Annotated in this window: 21 protein-coding genes; 14 read left to right on the top strand and 7 right to left on the bottom strand. The window is 65.3% G+C overall.

The annotated features are described in order from the left end of the window. The 13 genes from ACW4QM_RS06765 (at position 1) to gluQRS (ending at position 13,496) form a co-directional block, all read left to right on the top strand. Complete coding sequence (locus ACW4QM_RS06765) at positions 1 to 1,089, top strand: hydrogenase large subunit (protein WP_114539079.1); 1,089 nt, start codon at positions 1 to 3, stop codon at positions 1,087 to 1,089. Between the two features lie 6 nt (positions 1,090 to 1,095). Beyond that, positions 1,096 to 1,461, top strand: coding sequence for a 4Fe-4S binding protein (locus tag ACW4QM_RS06760; RefSeq protein WP_022739884.1), 366 nt, complete (start codon positions 1,096 to 1,098; stop codon positions 1,459 to 1,461). A gap of 132 nt (positions 1,462 to 1,593) precedes the next feature. Further along, on the top strand, positions 1,594 to 2,280 hold the full coding sequence (locus tag ACW4QM_RS06755) for a CDP-alcohol phosphatidyltransferase family protein (RefSeq protein WP_223901042.1): 687 nt from the start codon (positions 1,594 to 1,596) through the stop codon (positions 2,278 to 2,280). Positions 2,281 to 2,728: 448 nt separating this feature from the next. Next, positions 2,729 to 4,621, top strand: coding sequence for a VanW family protein (locus ACW4QM_RS06750; RefSeq protein ID WP_237974250.1), 1,893 nt, complete (start codon positions 2,729 to 2,731; stop codon positions 4,619 to 4,621). Further along, the gene (locus ACW4QM_RS06745) at positions 4,599 to 5,906 is read left to right on the top strand and encodes a phenylacetate--CoA ligase family protein (protein WP_223901040.1); all 1,308 of its coding nucleotides are present in this window, start codon (positions 4,599 to 4,601) and stop codon (positions 5,904 to 5,906) included. The genes ACW4QM_RS06750 and ACW4QM_RS06745 overlap by 23 nt, the downstream gene beginning before the upstream one ends. After that, the gene (locus ACW4QM_RS06740) at positions 5,906 to 6,337 is read left to right on the top strand and encodes a hypothetical protein (RefSeq protein WP_022739888.1); all 432 of its coding nucleotides are present in this window, start codon (positions 5,906 to 5,908) and stop codon (positions 6,335 to 6,337) included. The genes ACW4QM_RS06745 and ACW4QM_RS06740 overlap by 1 nt, the downstream gene beginning before the upstream one ends. Then, the gene (locus ACW4QM_RS06735; protein WP_223901039.1) at positions 6,324 to 7,838 is read left to right on the top strand and encodes a D-alanyl-D-alanine carboxypeptidase family protein; all 1,515 of its coding nucleotides are present in this window, start codon (positions 6,324 to 6,326) and stop codon (positions 7,836 to 7,838) included. Before ACW4QM_RS06740 ends, ACW4QM_RS06735 begins: the two co-directional genes overlap by 14 nt. Positions 7,839 to 7,849: 11 nt before the next feature. Next, positions 7,850 to 8,293, top strand: coding sequence for an FHA domain-containing protein (locus ACW4QM_RS06730; RefSeq protein ID WP_237974249.1), 444 nt, complete (start codon positions 7,850 to 7,852; stop codon positions 8,291 to 8,293). A 45-nt stretch (positions 8,294 to 8,338) separates the two neighbouring features. Next, positions 8,339 to 10,063 (top strand): thiamine pyrophosphate-dependent enzyme, encoded by a 1,725-nt coding sequence (locus tag ACW4QM_RS06725; protein ID WP_302569647.1) that lies wholly within the window; start codon positions 8,339 to 8,341, stop codon positions 10,061 to 10,063. Positions 10,064 to 10,073: 10 nt separating this feature from the next. Beyond that, complete coding sequence (locus ACW4QM_RS06720; protein WP_278572017.1) at positions 10,074 to 10,667, top strand: indolepyruvate oxidoreductase subunit beta; 594 nt, start codon at positions 10,074 to 10,076, stop codon at positions 10,665 to 10,667. Between the two features lies 1 nt (position 10,668). Then, entirely contained in the window at positions 10,669 to 11,112 is a 444-nt protein-coding gene (locus ACW4QM_RS06715) for an amino acid-binding protein (RefSeq protein WP_278572015.1), read from the top strand. Positions 11,113 to 11,118: 6 nt separating this feature from the next. Next, positions 11,119 to 12,504, top strand: coding sequence for a phenylacetate--CoA ligase family protein (locus ACW4QM_RS06710; RefSeq protein ID WP_223901035.1), 1,386 nt, complete (start codon positions 11,119 to 11,121; stop codon positions 12,502 to 12,504). 38 nt (positions 12,505 to 12,542) lie between these two features. Then, positions 12,543 to 13,496 (top strand): tRNA glutamyl-Q(34) synthetase GluQRS, encoded by a 954-nt coding sequence (gene gluQRS / locus ACW4QM_RS06705; RefSeq protein WP_278572012.1) that lies wholly within the window; start codon positions 12,543 to 12,545, stop codon positions 13,494 to 13,496. Here gluQRS and ACW4QM_RS06700 read toward each other — a convergent pair. The 5 genes from ACW4QM_RS06700 to nrdR form a co-directional block, all read right to left on the bottom strand. After that, positions 13,493 to 14,422, bottom strand: a complete 930-nt coding sequence (locus tag ACW4QM_RS06700) for a prenyltransferase (RefSeq protein ID WP_278572009.1) — start codon at positions 14,420 to 14,422, stop codon at positions 13,493 to 13,495. The two genes, gluQRS and ACW4QM_RS06700, sit on opposite strands and share 4 nt — an antisense overlap. Positions 14,423 to 14,530: 108 nt before the next feature. Next, positions 14,531 to 15,082, bottom strand: a complete 552-nt coding sequence (locus tag ACW4QM_RS06695; protein WP_455798307.1) for a hypothetical protein — start codon at positions 15,080 to 15,082, stop codon at positions 14,531 to 14,533. Positions 15,083 to 15,202: 120 nt separating this feature from the next. After that, the gene (locus ACW4QM_RS06690; protein ID WP_114548354.1) at positions 15,203 to 15,712 is read right to left on the bottom strand and encodes a hypothetical protein; all 510 of its coding nucleotides are present in this window, start codon (positions 15,710 to 15,712) and stop codon (positions 15,203 to 15,205) included. Between the two features lie 14 nt (positions 15,713 to 15,726). After that, the gene (gene dut / locus ACW4QM_RS06685) at positions 15,727 to 16,161 is read right to left on the bottom strand and encodes a dUTP diphosphatase (RefSeq protein WP_114548353.1); all 435 of its coding nucleotides are present in this window, start codon (positions 16,159 to 16,161) and stop codon (positions 15,727 to 15,729) included. A gap of 3 nt (positions 16,162 to 16,164) precedes the next feature. Beyond that, positions 16,165 to 16,611 (bottom strand): transcriptional regulator NrdR, encoded by a 447-nt coding sequence (gene nrdR, locus ACW4QM_RS06680; protein ID WP_114539067.1) that lies wholly within the window; start codon positions 16,609 to 16,611, stop codon positions 16,165 to 16,167. Between the two features lie 295 nt (positions 16,612 to 16,906). On the opposite strand from nrdR, the gene lexA reads away from it, so the two are divergent. Continuing rightward, positions 16,907 to 17,545, top strand: coding sequence for a transcriptional repressor LexA (gene lexA, locus ACW4QM_RS06675; RefSeq protein WP_022739910.1), 639 nt, complete (start codon positions 16,907 to 16,909; stop codon positions 17,543 to 17,545). A gap of 119 nt (positions 17,546 to 17,664) precedes the next feature. Here lexA and hflX read toward each other — a convergent pair whose 3' ends face one another. Both hflX and dapF read right to left on the bottom strand, forming a co-directional pair. Continuing rightward, positions 17,665 to 18,987, bottom strand: coding sequence for a GTPase HflX (hflX, locus tag ACW4QM_RS06670; RefSeq protein ID WP_455798306.1), 1,323 nt, complete (start codon positions 18,985 to 18,987; stop codon positions 17,665 to 17,667). 155 nt (positions 18,988 to 19,142) lie between these two features. Next, on the bottom strand, positions 19,143 to 20,066 hold the full coding sequence (gene dapF, locus ACW4QM_RS06665) for a diaminopimelate epimerase (RefSeq protein WP_455798305.1): 924 nt from the start codon (positions 20,064 to 20,066) through the stop codon (positions 19,143 to 19,145). Between the last annotated feature and the right edge of the window lie 63 nt (positions 20,067 to 20,129).

Genomic DNA, 20,129 nt, shown 5'->3' with positions numbered 1-20,129 from the left:
ATGAGCAAGGCGACCGTCATTCCCTTCGGGCCCCAGCACCCGGTGCTCCCGGAGCCTCTGCACCTCGATCTGGTGGTGCAGGACGAGACCGTCGTGGACGTGCTCCCGCAGATCGGGTTCGTGCACCGCGGCCTGGAGAAGCTCGTGGAGACCCGCGACTACAACCAGTTCATCTACATTGCCGAGCGCATCTGCGGCATCTGCGCCATGGGACACTCCCTCGGCTATGCCGAGACCGTCGAGTCCCTCATGGGCGTGGAGGTGCCCAAGCGCGCCGAGTATCTGCGCGTCATCTGGCACGAGCTGTCCCGTATCCACTCGCACCTATTGTGGCTGGGCCTTGCCGCCGACGCCTTCGGCTTCGAGTCGATGTTCATGCACTGCTGGCGTTTGCGCGAGCGCGTGCTCGACCTGTTCGAGAAGACCACCGGGGGACGGGTCATCCTGTCCGTGGTGAAGGTGGGCGGTGTGGTGCGCGACATCGACGCGAGCCAGATGGCCGAGATTGTCTCGGTGCTCGACGGTATCAAGGGCGAGTACACGCAGATCATGAACACGTTGCTCACTGATACGTCGGTGAAGAACCGCACCGTGGGCGTGGGCCACATCACCACCGAGGATGCGGCGGCGCTTTCCATGGTGGGTCCTTTCGCCCGCGCTTCCAACCTGCCCTACGACGTGCGCTCCTTCGGGCGCGGCGCCTACGGCGATCTGGCGGACTTCGCACCCATCACGGCCACCGAGGGCGACTGCTACGCCCGCGTGAAGGTGCGCTGTTTGGAGGTGCTGCAGTCCATCGAGATCATCAAGGAGCTCGGCGCGAAGATCCCCGCCGGCGACATCGAGGTGGCGGTGAAGGGCGCGCCGGCCGACGGCGCCCAGGCATCCAACGTGCTGGAGCAGCCCCGCGGCGAGTGCTACTACTACGCGCGCGGCAATGGGTCGAAGAACCTGGAGCGCATGCGCATGCGCACGCCGACCTCGCAGAACCTCGCCGGCATGACCGTGGCCCTGAAAGGGTGCGACTTGGCCGACGTCAATATGATCATCCTGACCATCGACCCCTGCATCAGCTGCACGGAAAGGTAGGCGAGCATGGGAAGCTTCAAACTGGGCGGCATGACCTTCGGCTCTCTGTTCAAGAAGCCCGAGACCGTGCTGTACCCCTTCGAGCAGAAACCGGCCCCGGCGGGGCTCAAGGGCCATATCGAAAACGACGCGAGCGCGTGCATCCTGTGCGGCATCTGCGCCAAGAGCTGCCCGGCCGATGCCATCGCGGTGGAGAAGAAGGAGCGCACCTGGGCCATCGATCCGTTCCGCTGCGTGCAGTGCGGCACCTGTGTGCGCGTCTGCCCCAAGCACTGCCTGACCATGGATCCCGCCTATACACCCATCGCCACGGCAAAATCCTGCCGCGTGGTGCACGTCCCCGACCCGAAGGCGGCGGTGACGGAATCGTAAGCTTAACCGCTCGTTAAGTTTCGTGGTGAGTCTGAGAAGGGCTTGCCGCTCTGCTAAAATATGCCGTTATCGGCACGTGCGCCGGACCCTCGACGAGGGTCCGGTTTTTGTAGGGAAGGAGCAGGACGCCTCATGGCCGAAGGGCAGCGAGATGGGGAAGGGATCCCCGAGCAGGTGACAAGCGAGATCTTCACGGCGGCCAACGTCGTCTCCTTCGTGCGCCTGTGCCTCGTGCCTGTGTACCTGTGGCTTCTGCTGTCCGGCTTCAACCTGGCTGCCACGCTTGTCTTTGCCGCTGCTGCCGCCAGCGACTTCATCGATGGACAGCTGGCCCGCCGCACCCACACGGTGTCGAAGCTGGGGCAGATCCTCGATCCTGCGGTGGATCGCATCCTCATGATCACCGGCGTCCTCGGCGTGTTCCTCGTCGGCCGCATTCCCTTGTGGGTCATCGTCGTCGTGGTGCTGCGCGACGCCTACCTGCTCATCGGGGGGGCGTGGCTTTTGTCGCGCTACCGCATCCGCGTGCCCGTCATCTATCCGGGGAAGTTCGCCACGACGTTTCTGTTCATCGGCTTTGCCGGGCTTCTCTTGAACGCGCCGCTCATCCCCGGTTTGGGCTGGTGCGACATCTCCTGGTTGCCCGGGTTCAACGGCGAGGCCGTCTCCTGGGGCATCTGGTTCATCTACGCGGGGCTCATCCTGTCTCTTGGCGTCACTATCTACTACACCGTGGCGGCGGCGCGCGCCCTGGCCGCCGAGCTGAGACACCGCAAGGAGGCCGCTTCGGAAAGTTCGAGCGCCCATGGCGACGCGTAGGCCCTCCGACGAGCGTCCGAGCAGCGAGGAGCGCCGTGCGCGGGCGAGGGCCGAGCGGCGCATCGTCATGCCTTCGAACCGCGTTTCTCGTCCGAAGGGCACCGTTCGATCGTCTCCTTCCGCAACAGCGCAGTCTTCCTCTGCTCGACCCTCCTCATCCGCATCTCGTCCGTCGGCGCGGGCCGCAACAAGACCGAAGAGCACTTCGAAGGCGGTAACCCCGCGCAACGGTGGCGCGGCCGCCGGCGCCACGGCGAAGCGCGGTGGCGGCGCGACGACAGCGCGCCGTGCCGCATCTCCGTCGAATCGTTCTCGCGCCACGGTTTCGCAGGCCAAGGCTCCGCGCAACCCCGGCGCCCCGCGAAGCACGGCGGCAGGCCACTCCGGAGCTTCGAACCGTCCTGCCGCCAAGCGTCACTTCGCGAGGTCCCGCATTGTCCTGGCGGCCGTGCTGGCGCTTTTCGCGCTCGTCGGCGGCGCCTGGGCCATCGACGGCGCGGTCAACGGCTCCCGCATCTACGATGGCGTGTCGGTGGGCGCGGTGGATGTCTCCGGCATGACCGAGGAGGAGGCCCGTCGCGTCGTGAGCTCCTTCTACAAGTCCCGCGTTGCCGATGGCCGGGCGCTTATCTTCGCCAGCGAGGAGGCACGCGACACCCTTGATGTGGAAAGCGAGCTTGCCGAGCAGGACGCCCAGGCCGAGCAGCTCTCTTTAGAGGAAGCCCGGGCCAACAAGCAGGTGTGGGTCGCCGAGAGCGGCACGCTGGGCGCGAGGCTTCCCGTAAACGAGGCGGTCTCCCGTGCCTTCGCTGTGGGCCGAGAAGGCGGTCTTGCGGAGCGTATGGAGGCGGCGCGCAACGGCGTTTCCGTCGACGTCGCCCTTTCCTTCGACGAGGAGGCCTTGGAGGCGCTGTGCTCCTCCATCGATGAATCTGCTGGCGAGCCGCGCCTCGATTACGGCATCGCCATCGATCAGGGCGCGGTATCGGTCACCGAGGGCCACGGCGGCAAGGCCGTCGACCGCGCCTCGGTGGCCCGTCAGCTCTCCGAGGGATTTCTCGGCGAGGCGTCCGGCAAGGTCGTCATCGTGGCGACGCCCGATGAGGCGGACGTGCGCATCGGCGCCGATGAGGCCACCCGGGTCGCCGACGAGGTTCAGGAGGCCCTCGATCGGGGCTGCACCTTCTCCTTCGAGCGGACCGAGTGGCCGCTGGGGGCGGCGGATCTGGGCGCGTGGGTGCGCACCCGGGTGGAAGAGCGCGGGGAGGGTTTCGCCCTGGTTCCCTACCTCGACGAGACCGAGGCGGCCTCGGGGCTGCTCGGGCTCATTCGCGACGCTGGCTACACCTCGGCGGCCACGGTGTCGTTCGACGTCGACGGCGGCGAGGTATGGGTCAGCGCCCGCGAGGGCTCGCGCTATCCCCATACCGCCGATGCGGCGGCGCAGGCCCAAAGCGCCCTGTTCGGCAGTGAGGCGGCCGGCTCCGATGCGCCTTCCATCGCCATCCAGTGGGGCGAGGCTCCGTCCCGGACCACCTTCGACGAAGCGCTCGAGATGGGCCTTATCGCCCCGATCTCCTCGTTCACGACCGAGTACAACGACAGCCCCTCCACGGCCAATCGGCGCCACAACATACACGCGGCGGCCGACTTGCTGAACAACTCCATCGCCCGGGCCGACGGAGGGGAGTGGTCGTTCAACGACACGGTGGGCGAGGCGAACGAGGAGGCAGGGTTCCAGGCGGCCCATGCCATCATCAACGGCGAGTACGACGACGCCATCGGCGGCGGCATCTGCCAGGTGGCCACCACGGTGTTCAACGCGGTCTATGAGGCGGGCTATCCCGTGACCGAGCGGCGCAACCACTCGCTCTACATCTCTAGCTATCCCACGGGCCGCGATGCCGCTATCGCGTACCCCGACCTCGACCTTACATGGGTCAATGACGGCACTTCGGATGTTTTGATGCGCTCGCGCTACACCGATTCCAGCCTAACCGTTACACTGTACGGTATCGATCCCGGCTACGTGGTCTCCACGCAGACCGGCGATTGGGAGACCGGAGAGCCCTTCAAGAAGCGCACCAAAGTCGACGAGAGCGAGCCTGAGGGCACGCGCTACGTCAAGACCGCCGGAGCTGACGGGCGCAGCGTGACCGTGCATCGCACCGTCCGCGACCGTGCGGGCAACGTGCTTCATGAAGAGGATTTCACCTCCAACTACGCCCCCATCGACGAGGTGACCGTCGTGGGGCCGAACACGCCGACACGCGAGAGAGAAGATACCGATAAAGAAGCTACGGACAAGGAGGAAGCCAGTGTTCTTTCAACCGGAGATTGAGACGATGCCCCGCGAGGAGCTGCGCGAACTGCAGCTTGAGCGCATGCGGGAGTCGCTGCGCAACGCCTACGAGAACGTGCCGCTGTACCGCGAGCGCTTCGACGCGGCGGGCGTGACCCCCGACGACCTCACGAGCCTCGAGGACATCGCCAAGTTCCCCTTCGTCGTGAAGCAGGACATGCGCGACAACTACCCCTTCGGCATGTTCGCCCGCGAGAACGCCGACGTGGCCCGTATCCACGCCTCATCCGGCACCACGGGCCAGGCGACGGTGGTGGGGCATACCGCCAACGACCTCGCGAACTGGGGCGACTGCTTCGCCCGCGGCATTGCCATGGTGGGCGGCGACGAGAACTCCACCATCCAGGTGTCCTACGGCTACGGCCTGTTCACGGGAGGCTTGGGAGCTCATGCCGGCGGCGAGGCCATGGGCTGCACCGTCATCCCCACCTCGTCGGGCAACACCAAGCGCCAGGTGCAGATGCTCAAGGACTGCAAGACCGACATCCTGGCCTGCACTCCCTCCTACGCCCTGCTCATCGCCGATACGGCCATCGAGATGGGCTATGACCCGGCCACCGAGTTCCAAATCTCCGGCGGCATCTTCGGCGCCGAGCCCTGCTCGGAGAACATGCGCCAGGAGATCGCCGACAAGCTGGGCATCCAGTACTGCGATGTGTACGGCCTCTCCGAGATCATGGGCCCGGGCGTGGCCATGGAATGCGCCGAGCGCGGCGGCCTGCACATCGCCGAGGACCAGTTCTACTGCGAGATCGTCGACCCCGAGACGCTGGAAGTCCTTCCTGACGGCGAAGTGGGCGAGCTCGTCATCACGACGCTGACCCGCGAGTGCTCGCCGATGATCCGCTACCGCACCCGCGACGTCACCACCATCAACGCCGAGCCGTGCGCGTGCGGGCGCACCCATCGCAAGATCGGGCGCCTTCTGGGCCGCACCGACGACATGCTCATCATCCGCGGCGTGAACGTGTTCCCGTCCCAGATCGAGCAGGTCATCACCGAGTTCCCGGAGATCGCCACCCAGTACCAGATCATCCTCACCATGAACGGCCCGCTCGACCACGTGGAGCTGCAGGTGGAAACTGAGCCCGACTTCCCGATCGACGAGGTGCGCCGTCTGGAGGATCTGCGCAACCGCCTGGCCGCGGCCCTCAAGAGCAACTTGCAGGTGGCCGTCGACATCAAGTTCGTGGAGCCCAAGACCATCGCGCGCTCCGAGGGCAAGGCCAAGCGCGTCATCGACCTGAGAGGGGAGAACCAGTAATGATTTCGCAGCTCACCGTTTTTCTCGCCAACGAGAAGGGGCGGCTCGCCGCGGCCTGCCGCACGTTGGCCGACGCCGACATCAACATGAAGGCCCTGTTCATCGCCGACACCGCCGATTTCGGCATCGTCCGCATCTTCTGTGACACACCGAAACGCGCGGTGGAGGTGCTGGGGCAGGCGGGCTTCCGCGCCTCGCTCACGCCGGTCATCGCCGTGTCCGTCGAGGATGCTCCCGGCACTTTGGCCGATCTTCTCGGATTCTGCCAAGGGGCCTCGATGAACATCGAGTACGGCTACTGCTTCTGCACCGCTGACGGCAAGGCCGTCGACGTGCTGAAGATCGAGGGCGACGGTGCCGAGGCGGTTCTCGCCGAGGCGGGCTTCGCCGTTCTGGCTCCGGAAGAGGTTTACTGCGTTGACCCTGCTTAGCCCCATCGAAAACGGCAGTGCGCACCAAAGCGGCGCCCGTCTGTCAAGGCGGGCGCTCGGCTTCGCTTTGGCTCTGCTGCTGGCGCTGCCTTTGGGCGCGCCGGCCCGGGCCTTTGCCGACGTGCGCGGCACCGACGAGATCCTGGGCGCCTCCGTCGAGGCGCGCGGGCTGCCGGCGGTTGCCTGTCCGAACATCACGGCGACCTTCGCGCTGGTCATGGACGACGAGGGCACGGTGCTCTTCTCGCGGGGCGCCCTCGAGCGGTCGCACATCGCCTCCATCACCAAGATCATGACCGCCATCGTCGCGCTGGACTCCGGCGTACCCCTGGACAGCACGGTGACGGTGAGCCAGGAGGCCGCCTCGGTGGGCGAGTCGTCGGCGAGCCTGTGGGCGGGCGACACGCTCACCCTTGAGGCGGCGCTCGCGGGGCTCATGATCCCCTCGGGCAACGACGCCGCCATCGCCATCGCCGAGACTTTGGGCGAGGGGATGAAGACCGACGATTCGCAGACCGCCAACGAGGCCTTCGTGGCGGCCATGAACGCCAAGGCGGCCGAGCTCGGGATGACCGAGACGCTGTTCTCCAACCCCCATGGGCTCGACATCGGCGCCTACGACAACGAAATGTACAGCTGCGCCCGCGATGTCGCCCTCATGAGCGCCTACGCCATGGGAAACGAGACGTTCCGCTCCATCGTGTCGAAGGAGTCCGCCCAGATCACCGTCACGCGCGCCGACGGCAAGCCCCAGGTCATCGACCTTCAATCCACCGATCGTCTGCTCGGCACCTACGAGGGAGCCTGCGGCATCAAGACCGGCTACACCGAGGCGGCGGGCAACTCCTTCGCCGGCGCGTGCGATCGCGGCGACGGCCTTCTGTACGCCATCGTGTTGGGCTCGCCCTCCGAGGACGCGCGCTTCCAGGATACCGAGACGCTGTTCAACTGGGTCTACGACAACCGTGTGAGCTATGCGCTGGCCCACAGCCCCGAGACCGTGGCCTCTGCAGCTGACGGCGGTGCCGAGGTGCCGCTCATCGCCCGCGTGTCCCACAGCGCGTGGCCGGACCGCACGGTGGCGGCCACCTTCGCCGATCCCTCGGCCGCCGTCGAGGTGTTCGCGCCCGAGGGCAATGTGAGCCAGGAGATCGTCGCCGAGGAGCTGACCGGTTCGGTTGCCGCGGGGGATGTCGTGGGCGTCGCCAACTTCTACCAGGGCAACGAACTTGTCGCCTCCCAGGACCTCATCGCCTGCGAGGATTCGCCGGCCCCCGGTTTTCTCGAGGGCATCGGCATCTGGTGGAACCGGCTGTGGGGCAACGACGCCCCGGCGCCGACTGAGGTCGTCAACGAGACGCCCCTCATCTACAGCAAGTCATCCTCTCGCGAGGATCATCAGTCCGTTGCGGCCATCGCCGCAGGCGTCTCAGACGACGCTCCCGCCGACGGTGCCCCAAGCGGCGCGGGCGCGGGCGCCGCAGACGCCGCCAACGAGTAAGGAGGTGGGCCATGAGCGAGCGCTGCCCCGTTTGTTCCCACGAGATTTCACTGAACGACACCGTGTGTCCCACCTGCGGATTCAAGCTGCTCGGCGCCACGCAGGCCATGCAGCCGCTCGTCATGAGCGAGACGCCGGCCACAACCGTTGAGGAGAGCGCCCCGGCCCGTGCGACGCTCAACGTCGTGCGGGGTCCGCAAGTGGGCATCAGCTTCGTGCTCACAGGCGAGCCCGTCACCATCGGTCGCAGTCCCCAGTGCACGATCTTCCTGAACGACATGACCGTCTCGCGCATGCACGCCACCATCGAGCAGGAGAACGGCTGCTACGTCATCCGCGACGCCAACTCGTTCAACGGCGTGTGGGTGAACAACGATTCCGTGGAGGCTCGTGCGCTGCGTCCGGGCGACTTCATTCAGATCGGCACCTTCTGCATGCAGTACGAGGAGAATTAGGGCCGCGCACGCGACGGCGGGCGCCGAAGGGAGAGGAAGAGACATATGGAGCTGATGAGCGGCAACGAGGCCATCGCCCAGGGAGCCTGGGAGGCGGGCTGCACCATCGGCGTGGCCTACCCGGGCACGCCGTCGACGGAGACGCTGGAGGCCTTCGCCAAGAAGGAGGGCGTCTACGCCGAGTGGTGCGTGAACGAGAAGGTGGCCGTGGAAGTGGGCATCGGGGCCTCGGCCGCCGGCGCGCGGGTGCTCGCCACCATGAAGCATGTGGGCGTGAACGTGGCGGCCGACCCGCTGTTCACGGCCGCCTACACCGGCGTGGGCGGCGGTATGGTCATCTTGGCAGCCGACGACCCGGGCATGTACTCCTCCCAGAACGAGCAGGACTCGCACTACTACGCTCAGGCCGCAGCCATCCCGTGCCTCGATCCGGCCGACTCCGCCGAGGCTTTGCGCTTCACCCGCGAGGCCTACGATATCTCCGAGCGCTTCGACGTGCCGGTGATCATCCGCTCCAGCGTGCGCATCTCCCACACGAAGACGCCCGTCGAGGCAGGGGAGCGCGCCGAGGCGCCGGCGAGGCCCTATGAGAAGAATCCGGCGAAGTGGGTCATGATGCCCGCCTTCGCCAAGCCGCGCCGCCTCGTGCAGCTGGATCGCATCGATAAGCTGCGCCAGTGGGTGGAAACCTGCCCCTACAACGAGGTGAGGGAAGGGAAGGGCGCCATCGGCATCGTCTGCGCCGGCACGGCCTACCAGCACGTGGCCGAGGCGCTCCCGGACGCGAGCATCTTCAAACTCGGGGTCACCTGGCCCCTTCCCGCGGCCGCGCTGCGCGATTTCGCCGACTCCGTCGAAGCCGTGTACGTCGTGGAGGAGGGCTCGGAGTACCTCAAAGACGCCGTGCGGGCCTGCGGGGTGCCGGTGAGCGAGACGCCGTGCCCCCTGCCGCGGGCCGGCGAGCTGTCGCCGGGGCTCGTGCGCGCGGCCTTCGGCCTTGAGCAGCCGCCCCATGCGCCGGCTGCGACCGATCTGCCGGGACGCCCTCCGGCGCTGTGTCCGGGATGCCCCCATCGCCTCGTGTTCAAGGAGCTCTCGAGGATGCGGGCCATCGTGACCGGCGACATCGGCTGCTATACCTTGGGCGCCCTGCCGCCGCTTTCGGCCATGGACACCACGGTGGACATGGGGGCCTCGGTCTCCATGGCCCACGGCTTCGAGCTGGCGCTGGCCGACACGGAGCATCGTCCCATCGTCGCCGTCATCGGGGACTCCACGTTCGCCCATTCGGGCCTAAGCTCGCTCATCTCCACGGTGTACAACCGCGGCGCCGGCACGGTGTGCGTGCTCGACAACCGCACCACCGCTATGACGGGGCGCCAGGGCAACCCCTTCAACGGCGTGACCCTGCAGAACCGGCCCAGCCGCGAGTTGAACATCGAGGCCGTGGTGGCTGCCCTCGGCGTCGAGGATGTGCGCGTGGTCGATCCCAACGATGCCGCCGCCGTGCGACGGGCCCTCAAGGAGGCCACGGGCAGCGACGACATCTCGGTCATCGTGTTCCGCTCGCCCTGCGTGCTGCTCGAGCGCCACGTAGAGCCGCCGCTGTTCGTGAGCGACTCCTGCACGGCCTGCGGCGCCTGCGTCACGTTGGGCTGTCCGGCCCTCGGCCGCGACGAGACGGGCCGTGCGCTCATCGATTCCGCGCTGTGCATCGGCTGCGGCCACTGCACCCAGTACTGCCGCTTCGACGCCATCGTCAAGGAATAGGAGGCCGTTCATGGAAAATGCCACTAAGACCGTGCTCTTGTGCGGTGTGGGCGGCCAGGGAACCATCCTCGCCGCCGATTTGCTCGCTTTCAGCTGCATGAAGGCGAATCTGCAGGTGAAGGTGTCGGAGATCCACGGCATGGCCCAGCGCGGCGGCGCCGTCACCACGGTGGTTCGCGTGGGCGAGGACGTGAAATCCATGGTATCGGACGCGGGATGCGCCGATGTCGTCGTCGCCTTCGAAACCACCGAGGCCCTCCGCAATCTGCCCCAGCTCAAGGAGGGCGGCTCGCTCATCGTCAACGATGTGGCCATTCGGCCCCTGCCGGTACTCACCGGCGCCGCCTCGATGCCCGGGAACGCCCGGGAGCGCCTGCGCGAGGCGGGGGCGCTGCTCATCGACGCCGATGCCATTGCGCGCGCGGCCGGCAACGCCAAATGCGCCAATGTGGTGCTCGTGGGGGCCTTGGCGGCCCGGCTCGACATTCCCGTCGAGGTGTGGGAGGAGACCGTGGCCGAGCGCGTGCCGCAGAAGACCGTCGAGGCGAACCTCGCCGCCCTGCGCGCGGGCCGAGCCGTCATCGAGAACGAGGAGGGAAAATAGCATGACCGTTTCCCAGATCAGCGTATTCGCCAACAGCCGCCCGGGGCACATGAACCGGGTGCTCGACCTCTTCGAGGGCGCCGGCGTCTCCGTGCGCGGCTTCTCCGCCGCCGACACGGGGGGGTACGGCATCCTCCGCTTTATCGTCGATAAGCCGGAGGCGGCCATGGAGGCGCTTAAGGGCGCCGGCTGCGCCTGCGTCGTTTCGCCGGTCATCTGCCTGAAGCTCGTCGACGAGCCCGGCGAGCTCTCGCGGGTCATGGGTGTGCTCGCCAAATGCGGCATCAACGTGGTCTACAGCTATTCCATGATCTCCACCTATATCGTGCTCTCCACAAGCGAGCCGGAGCGCGCCCAGGCGCTTCTGGCCGATGAGCCGGTGGAGCTCATTTCCCAAGAGGACATCGCGCGCATCGTCGCCGAGCGCGCCGCGAAGGAGGCGTAAGAGCGCATGAGCGAGGCAATGGATCCCATCGACGTGACAAAGAAGGGCGCGGCGCTGGCCGCCGCCGAAGCGGGACGGTTCGACGCCCTGCCCATTTACAAGCCGGAAATCGAATGCGCCTCCCGCGAGGAGATTCGCGCCCTGCAGCTGGAGAAGCTGAAGGAGACCGTGGCCTATGCCTACGAGCGCGTGCCCTACTACCGCCAGAAGCTGGACGAGATGGGCGTGGCGCCGAGCGACATCCAGACGCTCGAGGACGTGCGCAAGCTCCCCTTCACCGACAAGGCCGTGCTGCGCGAGACCTTCCCCTTCGGCCTGTTTGCGGTGCCGCTGGACGACATCCGCGAGCTGCACTCCTCGTCGGGCACCACCGGAAAGCCCGTGGTGGTGGGCTACACCGACGACGACATGGACATGTGGAGCGAGTGCATCGCCCGCCTCGTGCAGATGGCCGGCGTCGTGCCCGGGGACATCGCCCAGATGGCCTTCGGCTACGGCATGTTCACCGGCGGTTTCGGCCTGCACTACGGGCTGCAGCGCCTGGGCTGCGCCATGATCCCCGCGGGCTCGGGCAACACCGAGCGCCATATCCAGATGATCGAGGACTACGGCACCACCGTGCTCGTGGCCACGCCCTCCTACGCCATGCACATCTGCGAGGTGGGGGAGAAGATGGGCTACGATTGGGAGAAGTCCCCCCTGCGCGTGGGCCTTTTCGGCGGCGAGCCCTGTCCGCCGGGCCTGAAAGCCGAGATCGAGCGACGCATGCACATCGTCTGCACCGACAACTACGGCCTCACCGAGGTCATGGGGCCGGGGGTGTCCGGCGAGTGTCTGGCCGAGCGCTACCAGCAGCACATCGCCGAGGATCACTTCCTGTGGGAGGTCATCGATCCGGAAACCGGTGAGCCGGTGGGCGAGGGCGAGATGGGGGAGCTCGTGCTCACGCCCCTTTGCAAGCAGGGCATTCCCGTGCTGCGCTACCGCACCCACGACTTGACCGCCGTGCACACCGAGCCCTGCGCCTGCGGCCGCACGCTGGCCCGTATGGACAAGGTGCGCTCCCGCTCCGACGACATGCTCATCATCCGCGGCACCAACGTGTTCCCCTCGCAGATCGAGGACGTGCTCACGGGCATCGAGGAGGTCACGCCCCATTACCATATCATCGTGGAGACCCGCGGCGGCATGGACGCGCTCATCGTGGAGACCGAGCTGCGCCCCGAGGCCTTCCGCGACTCCTTCGAGGCCATGGACGCCCTGCGCGCTCGTATCGCCGAGAAGCTCAAGGGCACGCTGCTCGTGGCGCCAGAGGTGCGCCTGGTCGAGCCCGGCGGCATCGAGCGTGCCATCGGCAAGGCCAAGCACGTCGACGACCGGCGCGAGAAGTAGCCCGGTTTTAAGACTGCGCCGGAAAGGTTTCATTGGCTATGACGGAAAGCGGCGCGACAGAGGCGACACCCGTCGTCGGCCGCTTCGCGCCGTCGCCGACCGGGCGCATGCACGCGGGCAACATCTACGCCGCGCTCATCGCATGGCTCGTGGCGAAGTCCCAGGGCGGCCGCATGGTGCTGCGCATCGAGGATCTCGACCGCGAGCGCTCGAAGGCCGCCTACATCGATCAGATCCAGCGTGATTTCGAGGCCCTGGGCCTCTTCTGGGACGAGGGGCCGTACTTCCAGCATGATCGCGACGAAGCCTATGCCGAGGCATTCGCGCGCCTTGAGGCCCAGGGGCTTTTGTACCCGTGCTTCTGCACGCGGGCCGACCTTCACGCCGCCTCGGCGCCCCACCGGGGTGAGAAGCTCGTCTATGCCGGCACCTGCCGCCATCTGTCGGCCGCGGAGGTGGAGGCGCGCCGGGCAGCGGGGCGCACGCCGGGCTGGAGAGTTGCCGTGGACGGTCGCATGATCGCCTTCGAGGACCTCGTTCAGGGATACTACGCGCAAAAGCTCGACCGCGACTGCGGCGACTTCCTCATACGCCGCTCCGACGGCGCGTTCGCCTACCAGCTGGCAGTGGTGGTGGACGATGCCGCCCAGGGCGTCAATTCAGTCGTGCGCGGCGTCGATCTGCTTTGCTCCACGCCGCAGCAGCGCTACCTCCAGGATCTTCTCGGGCTGCCGCACCCCGCCTATGCGCACGTTCCGCTGCTCGTGGCCGAGCAGAATCGGCGCCTCTCGAAACGCGATCGGGACGCGGCCTTAGACGAGCTGCTGGCCCGGTTCGGAAGTCCGCGAGCCGTCATCGGACATATCGCGGCGGTGGCGGGGCTTGTTCCCGAAGAGGCGCCGGCGACGCCGGAAGAGCTGCTGAAGGACTTCTCGCTGGAGCGTTTTCGCGATGGACTGCCCGATCTCGTGCAGATTCCCTGGCGCTCCTAAAGCAGGAGGGCGGCGGCGTAGAATGCGCCCAGAGCCACGTTCACGCTGCAGATCTGGCCCATGGCGCTGATGCGCGTGGGCGCAGCGAGCGGATTTTTCCACAGGCCCATCATGAGGGGGTAGCAGCCGAGCGCCAAGAAGGGGAGCACGACGATACCCCGGGGGAACCAAATGCCGATGATGGCGAGGATGGCGAGAACCCAAACGACCATGAGGGCGTGGTAGAGGGTGCGCGCCTTTTCTCGGCCCAGCAGCACCGGCAGCGTGCGGCGGGATGCCTCGATGTCCTTCTCGATGTCGCAGGTGTTGTTCGTCATCATGATGAGGCCCACGCCGATGATCGTGGGCGCGGCCCAAAGGAGCGCCATGAACGTGAACGTGCCCGAGAGCACCTGGTAGCATGCCAGCGGAATAAGACCGCCCATAACGATGCCGCTCACCGCCTCGCCGACGGGAAGGTAGGAGAGAGGCGTCTTGCCTCCGGAGTACATCACGACGATGACGGCTCCGATAAGCGCGATGACGAGGGGAACGGGGCCTGTCTTCCAAACAACGTACAGGCCGAGCAGAAAGGCCACGGCCAGAAAGCCGATGGCCAGCCCGAGGGCCGAGCGCGGATTGACGTCGTTGTAGACGAGCACCGAGTCGGAGGCCTCCACGTTGTCCTCGGCCGTATCGGTTCCCTTGATGAAGTCGAAGTAGTCGTTGAAGGTGTTCACGGACGCCTGCATGAGGATGCAGATGAGGAGCAGAAGCCACGCCATGCCCACGTCCAGCGACCCGGTGTTGGCCAAGGCGCAGGCGGCGGCCACGAGCACGGGCATGATGGCCGCCGGCCAGGTATGGGGCGCGGCCAACTGAAGAGCGAGGCGAGGGGAGAGGGGAGTCGTCGCTCCCCCGCTGTTCGGTTTCGTATGGGAACCCATGTTCGATTTCTCTTTTCGTCGTGAGAAGCGTTATCGATTACCTGGCATTATAGAAGAAGGGCGCCCCAATGGAGCGCCCTTCAAGGGGTTTGCGCGTTGACGGCGCGTTTAGTTGGTCATCAGCGCGGCCGCGATGTCGCCCGAGGTGGACGAGGCCGGCTCCCAGGTGCCGTCGACCTTGGTGTAGGTGATGGTGATGGGCTGGGTGGCCGCCAGCTCGACGCCGTCGAGGGAGCCGATGACGATCTCGCCGATCTTTTGGTTGATCTCATCGTTGGAGAGAGCGGCAAGAGCATCGGGATCGGCGGTGACCTCGTCCACGGCCGTCTGCAGCGCCTGCAGGTAGCCGGTATAGCTCTTGCAGGTAAGGGTGATCTGGGCCGTGGCGCTGTCGCCGTCGACATTGATCGAGTCGATCGTGTAATCGAAGCCGCTCAGGTAGGACTTCATGAACTCGACGCCGTCGATGCCGTAGACCGAAAGCTGGCTCATATCGATGGACTCGGAGAACTCGTTGACGAACGCGTCGTCGATGTTCTTAATGCTGTCCAGTTCGGACGAGAGTGAAGCGCGGATGGCGTCTTCATCGCTCGTGCCGCTCGAGCAACCGGCCAACCCGACCATTCCAATGGAAAGCGTCAAAAGAGCAGCGAGAACCACTAGAAAACCCTGTATAGTTGATCGTGATTTCGATTTTACATAATCCATATTATCAGCCTTTCTTGTCAATCTTTTCAGAAGCCCTCCAACTTGAAACATTTTACCGTATATGGAAGGTGTTTAGCCCCAGGCATTGCCGCTGCCGCCGGATGGCTGCGCGGTGATGGTGGCGCCCTCGCCGAGGATCGAGGTGAAGTCTCCCGTTTGCATGGCCTCCATGAGCACGGGCATCATGAGCGCGATGCCGACGATGTTGACGATGAGCGCAATGGCGCTGATGGCGAGACCCCAGATAAGCGTCTGGCGTACCGTGGCGGCATAGACCTTCTGGCGACCATCGACATCGTCTATCACGTGCTTGATCTTAACGAAGCCGACAATGGCGCAGACGAGGCCCACCGTGCTCAGCATCACGCCGCCGATGATGAAGGAGACTGGACCTGCAATGGCGGCTACCGTCGAGAGCGTGCGGGCGGATTTCAGGTCGGCGTCGATGAGCGCCCGTCTCTGATCCTGCGAGGGCTCCGTCGACGGCTCGGGTCGCTGGGGATTTTCGGGAGTCGTCTCCGGAGCTCCCAGCTGCTGGGGCTCGGGCGTTTCTTCGGGTTTCGAATCGCGGTGATCGGTCATAAAGGACACTCTTTCTAGGAAAGGCCGCTGCTTCCGAAGCCCTGCGCTCCGCGCGAGCTCTCGGGAAGCTCATAAGTGTTATGTAAAGTAATGGTGGGGGTAGCGATGATCACGAGTTGGGCGATGCGCTCGCCCTTTTCGTAATTGAACACCTCCGTTGGATCGAGATTGATGAGCGGCACCTTGATCTCCCCCCGGTAGCCGCTGTCTATGAGGCCCGGGGCGTTCACGATGGAGATGCCCTGTCGTGCCGCCAGGCCGCTTCGGGGAATGATGAGCCCCGCATAGCCCTCGGGAATGGCCAAGGCGATACCGCAGGGCACGAGTGCCCGCTCGAAGGGCAAAAGCGTGCCGCCCTCGGCGGCGCGCAAATCGAGACCCGCATCGCCCGGACGGGCGTAGGCGGGCGCTTCCAGGGTCTCGTCGAGCTGCTTGAAAAGAACGTCCATGGATCAGCCCAGCTCTTTCAGGGCCTCGGAGAACTCCTCCACATTCTGGAAATCCTTGTAGACGCTGGCGAAGCGAATATAGGCAACGTCATCCAGAGTGGCCAGACGGGCCAGTACCAAATCGCCCAAATCGCGCGATTTGATCTCGTTGCGCTGACTCGATCGCAATTCCGCCTCGATGCTCGTGATGAGTCCGTCGATCTTCTCGGGCGTGATGGGACGTTTCGCGCAGGCGATGAGCAATCCTCGCATGAGCTTCTCGCGGTTGAAGACCTCCGATGAACCGTCGGCCTTGATGACGAGAATGGGATTTTCGGCGAGCCGCTCGTAGGTGGTGAATCGCGTGCCGCACTGCAGGCATTCGCGACGGCGCCGGATAGAGGCGCCGTCGTCGGCCGATCGCGAGTCGACGACTTTCGATTCCTGGTAGCCACAGGAAGGACAGCGCATAGGTTCTCCTTCTCACTTTGATAAGTTGATTGCTTATCATACCCTATCAGACCTAGCGCGCTCCCCTCTTCAAAACATTGCTACCTTCGCGACACCCGCCCTCGACGCTCTAGGCGAAGAAGATGAGGAATGACGCGATGGTGCTGAGCGTGAAGGCTATGGAAAATTCGATGCGTGCCATTTTTTACTCCTGACCTCTTGCGTAGAACCTTTGTTCGCAGTTATAATAGAGCGAACAAAGGTTCACGTCAAGAGATTTTTCAAACAAATGTACGCTTTTGTGAAAGGATGCGCTATGACCCAGAAAGTGACCAAGCGGCAACAGGCGGTTCTCGACTGCATCGAAGCGTGCATTCGCGAGAAGGGCTACGGTCCTACGGTGCGCGAGGTGTGCCAGAGTTTGGGGCTCTCCTCCCCTTCCACCGTCCATGTCCATTTGAAGGCACTTGAAGACAAGGGCTTCATCAAGCGCGACCCCCTTAAATCCCGCTCCATCGCGCTTACCTATCCCATCGAGGAGGTTCCCTCCCCTGTCACGGCCTTCGCGGCCGCCTACAGCAAGCTCGTCAATGTGCCCTTGGTGGGCAACGTGGCTGCCGGCTCCCCTATTCTCGCCGAGGAGAACATCACCGACACCATCACGCTGCCCACCGATATCGTCGGCGATGCCCCCTCCTTCATGCTCTCGGTGCGCGGCGAGTCCATGATCGAGGCCGGCATCAACGATGGCGACTACGTGGTTGTGAAGGAGCAGCCGGTGGCCAACAACGGCGATATCGTCGTGGCCATCATCGACGACGGCGCCACCGTCAAGCGCTTCTTCCGCGAGGCCGACCATATCCGCCTGCAACCGGAGAACTCGACGATGGATCCCATCATCACCACGGACTGCTCCATTGCCGGCAAGGTGGTGGCCGTGTTTCGGCGCCTGTAGCGCCTTCGCTGCGCCGATAGGCCGCGAGTCCTCCCCTTTTGGTCAATCAAGAGCGCCCCTGCTCCGGATGCGAGGATCCGGAGCAGGGGCGCTCTTTCGTTTCTGGAGCGGTGGTTTCCTCAAGCGTCGACGTCCGAGACAAGGTAAGGGGAGAACGCGCTGACGAAGGCAGGGGCCGCGAGCAGCTGCAGGCGCGTGCCTGTCGCCTCGTGACTCTCGGAGATGATGTGGCAGCGCTCGTGGGCCAGCGATACCAAATCCCCCCGTTGGTACGGCACGAGCACGTCCAGCTTGGCGTCGGCGGACGAGGCGGCCTGGGCAATGGCGCCCACGAGCCCCTCTATGCCCTCTCCAGAGCGAGCGGACACGAACCGGGCGCTCGGATAACGCCTTTTAAGGCCAGCCAGCGTCTCGGCGTCCAGCAGATCGCATTTGTTGAAGGTGGCGATCGTCGGAATGCTCTGGGCCCCTATCTGGTCGAGAACCTCGCACACGGCCTCGATCTGCTCCTCGAACTCCGGCGAGGAGGCGTCGATCACGTGCAGGATAAGGTCGGCTCCGGTGATTTCGTCGAGCGTCGACTTGAAGGCCTCGACCAGGGTGGTGGGCAGCTTCTGGATGAAGCCGACGGTGTCGGTGACGGTGACCTCGCGGCCCTCGGGCAGTTCGAACTTGCGGGTGGTGGAGTCCAGCGTGGCGAAGAGCTTGTCGTAGCTGAGCACGTCGGCTCCGGTGAGCCGGTTGATGAGCGAGCTTTTCCCGGCGTTGGTGTAGCCGGCCAGTGCCACTTTGAACATGCCGCTGCCGTACCGACTCTCACGCTGCAACGAGCGCACGTCGGACAGGCGCTCAAGCTCGCGGCGAATGCTCGTGATGCGCTTGCGCACCATGCGGCGGTCCACCTCCAGCTGGCTTTCGCCCTCACCGAAGCGGGATCCCACGCCGCCTCCCATGCGGTTCGAAGCGAGGTGGGCCCACATGCCGCGCAGGCGCGGGTACAAGTACTGGTTCTGGGCGAGACGCACCTGCAGACGCCCCTCCTTGGAGGTGGCGTGCAGGGCGAAGATGTCCAGAATGAGGGCCGTACGGTCGATGACCTTCACGGACTTGTCCATGACCTTCTCCAGATTGGCCTGCTGGGAAGGTGTCAGCTCATCGTCGAAGATGACGAGGTCGGCCTCGTGCGACCGTGCCAGCTCGGCGATTTCGTCGGCCTTGCCCGTGCCGACGAAGGTGCGCGGGTTGGGCGCGTCCAAGCGCTGGGTCGTCGTGGCCACCACATCGGCTCCGGCCGTATCGGCCAGACGTTCCAGCTCGGCCAGGGAAGATTCCAAGGGCCACGGCAGCCCCGGGCGCTCGACGCCCACGAGAACGGCGCGCTCGCGGCGCTCCTCGGCCTTGGTGGCCGGACCCTTTTGGATGACGGATTCGTATTCGGTCATAGCATGCTCCTTTGCTTCAAGTAACGACGGATCCCATGAGGGGAAGGCGGTGCAAGTGGTCGTTACAGGCGCATGAGCATCACTCCTTAATCGTGGCGCGGCGTTGCGCCGGTGAAACGGGGGCTATCATAGCACAACAGCAGCGCCGGAGAAGCTCACGGCAGCACAATGGTTCCCGAGAAGCTCTCCGTTGCCGGTCCCGTCATGGATATCGTGCCATCCTCGTTCCAGCAGATGTGCAGTAGGCCGCCGCTCAACAGGAGATCGTTCTCCCTGCCGGCCCGACCGGTGAGGCAGGCGGCCGTGTTGGTGGCGCAGGCGCCGGTGCCACAGGCCAAGGTCTCGCCGCAGCCCCTCTCCCATACGCGCATGGCGATGCCCTCATCGGTGACGGAGGCGAACTCGACGTTGGTTTTCTCGGGAAATACGGGATGCGTCTCGAAGAAGGGGCCGGGAAGATCGATGCGCAGGGTCGAGAGGGATTTCTCAGCACCAGCGGGGAACAGCTCGTTGGGCAATGCCGCCCAATCGTCCACGAGGCAGACGGCGTGGGGGTTTCCCATGGAGACGCACACGAATTCGAAGGTTCCCCACGGCGAATCGAGGCGAAGATGCCCCACATAGGGCGCACCATCGGTCGCGCGGGAGTCCGGCGCGGCATCGACGGGCACGAGCACGGGATCCAAGATGGGCGCGCCCATGTTCACGGTCGCCTCGGTCATCTTCCCCTCCGCATCCACGGAAAAGGCGATAGGGCGCGGGCCGGCCAGGGTGTCGGCCACAAGGCTGCCCGAGGCAACGTCCGCCAGCTCGCGATCGACGAGGTACTTGGCGAAGCAGCGCACGCCGTTGCCGCACATTTGGGCCAAGGTGCCGTCGGCGTTGATGTAGTGCATGTAGCCGTCTCCCTCTTCCGAGAGAGCCGGCCGCACGAGGATGACGCCGTCGGCGCCGATGCCGAAGTGGCGGTCGCACAGATACGACACCTGCTCGTCGGTCAGATCAAGAGCGCAGTCGCGATCGTCGATGAAGACGAAATCGTTCCCGAGACCGTGCAATTTGGCGAAGGACAACTCCATGGGACGCTCCTTTTAGGCGGCAATTGAGGAGACGGAAGCTCTCCTCGACGACCCGGAAGGGCC

The organism is Adlercreutzia sp. CNCM I-6207 (assembly GCF_977072305.1).
The sequence above is the reverse complement of the archived record's forward strand: the minus strand, read 5'-3'. Positions and strand labels throughout refer to the sequence as shown.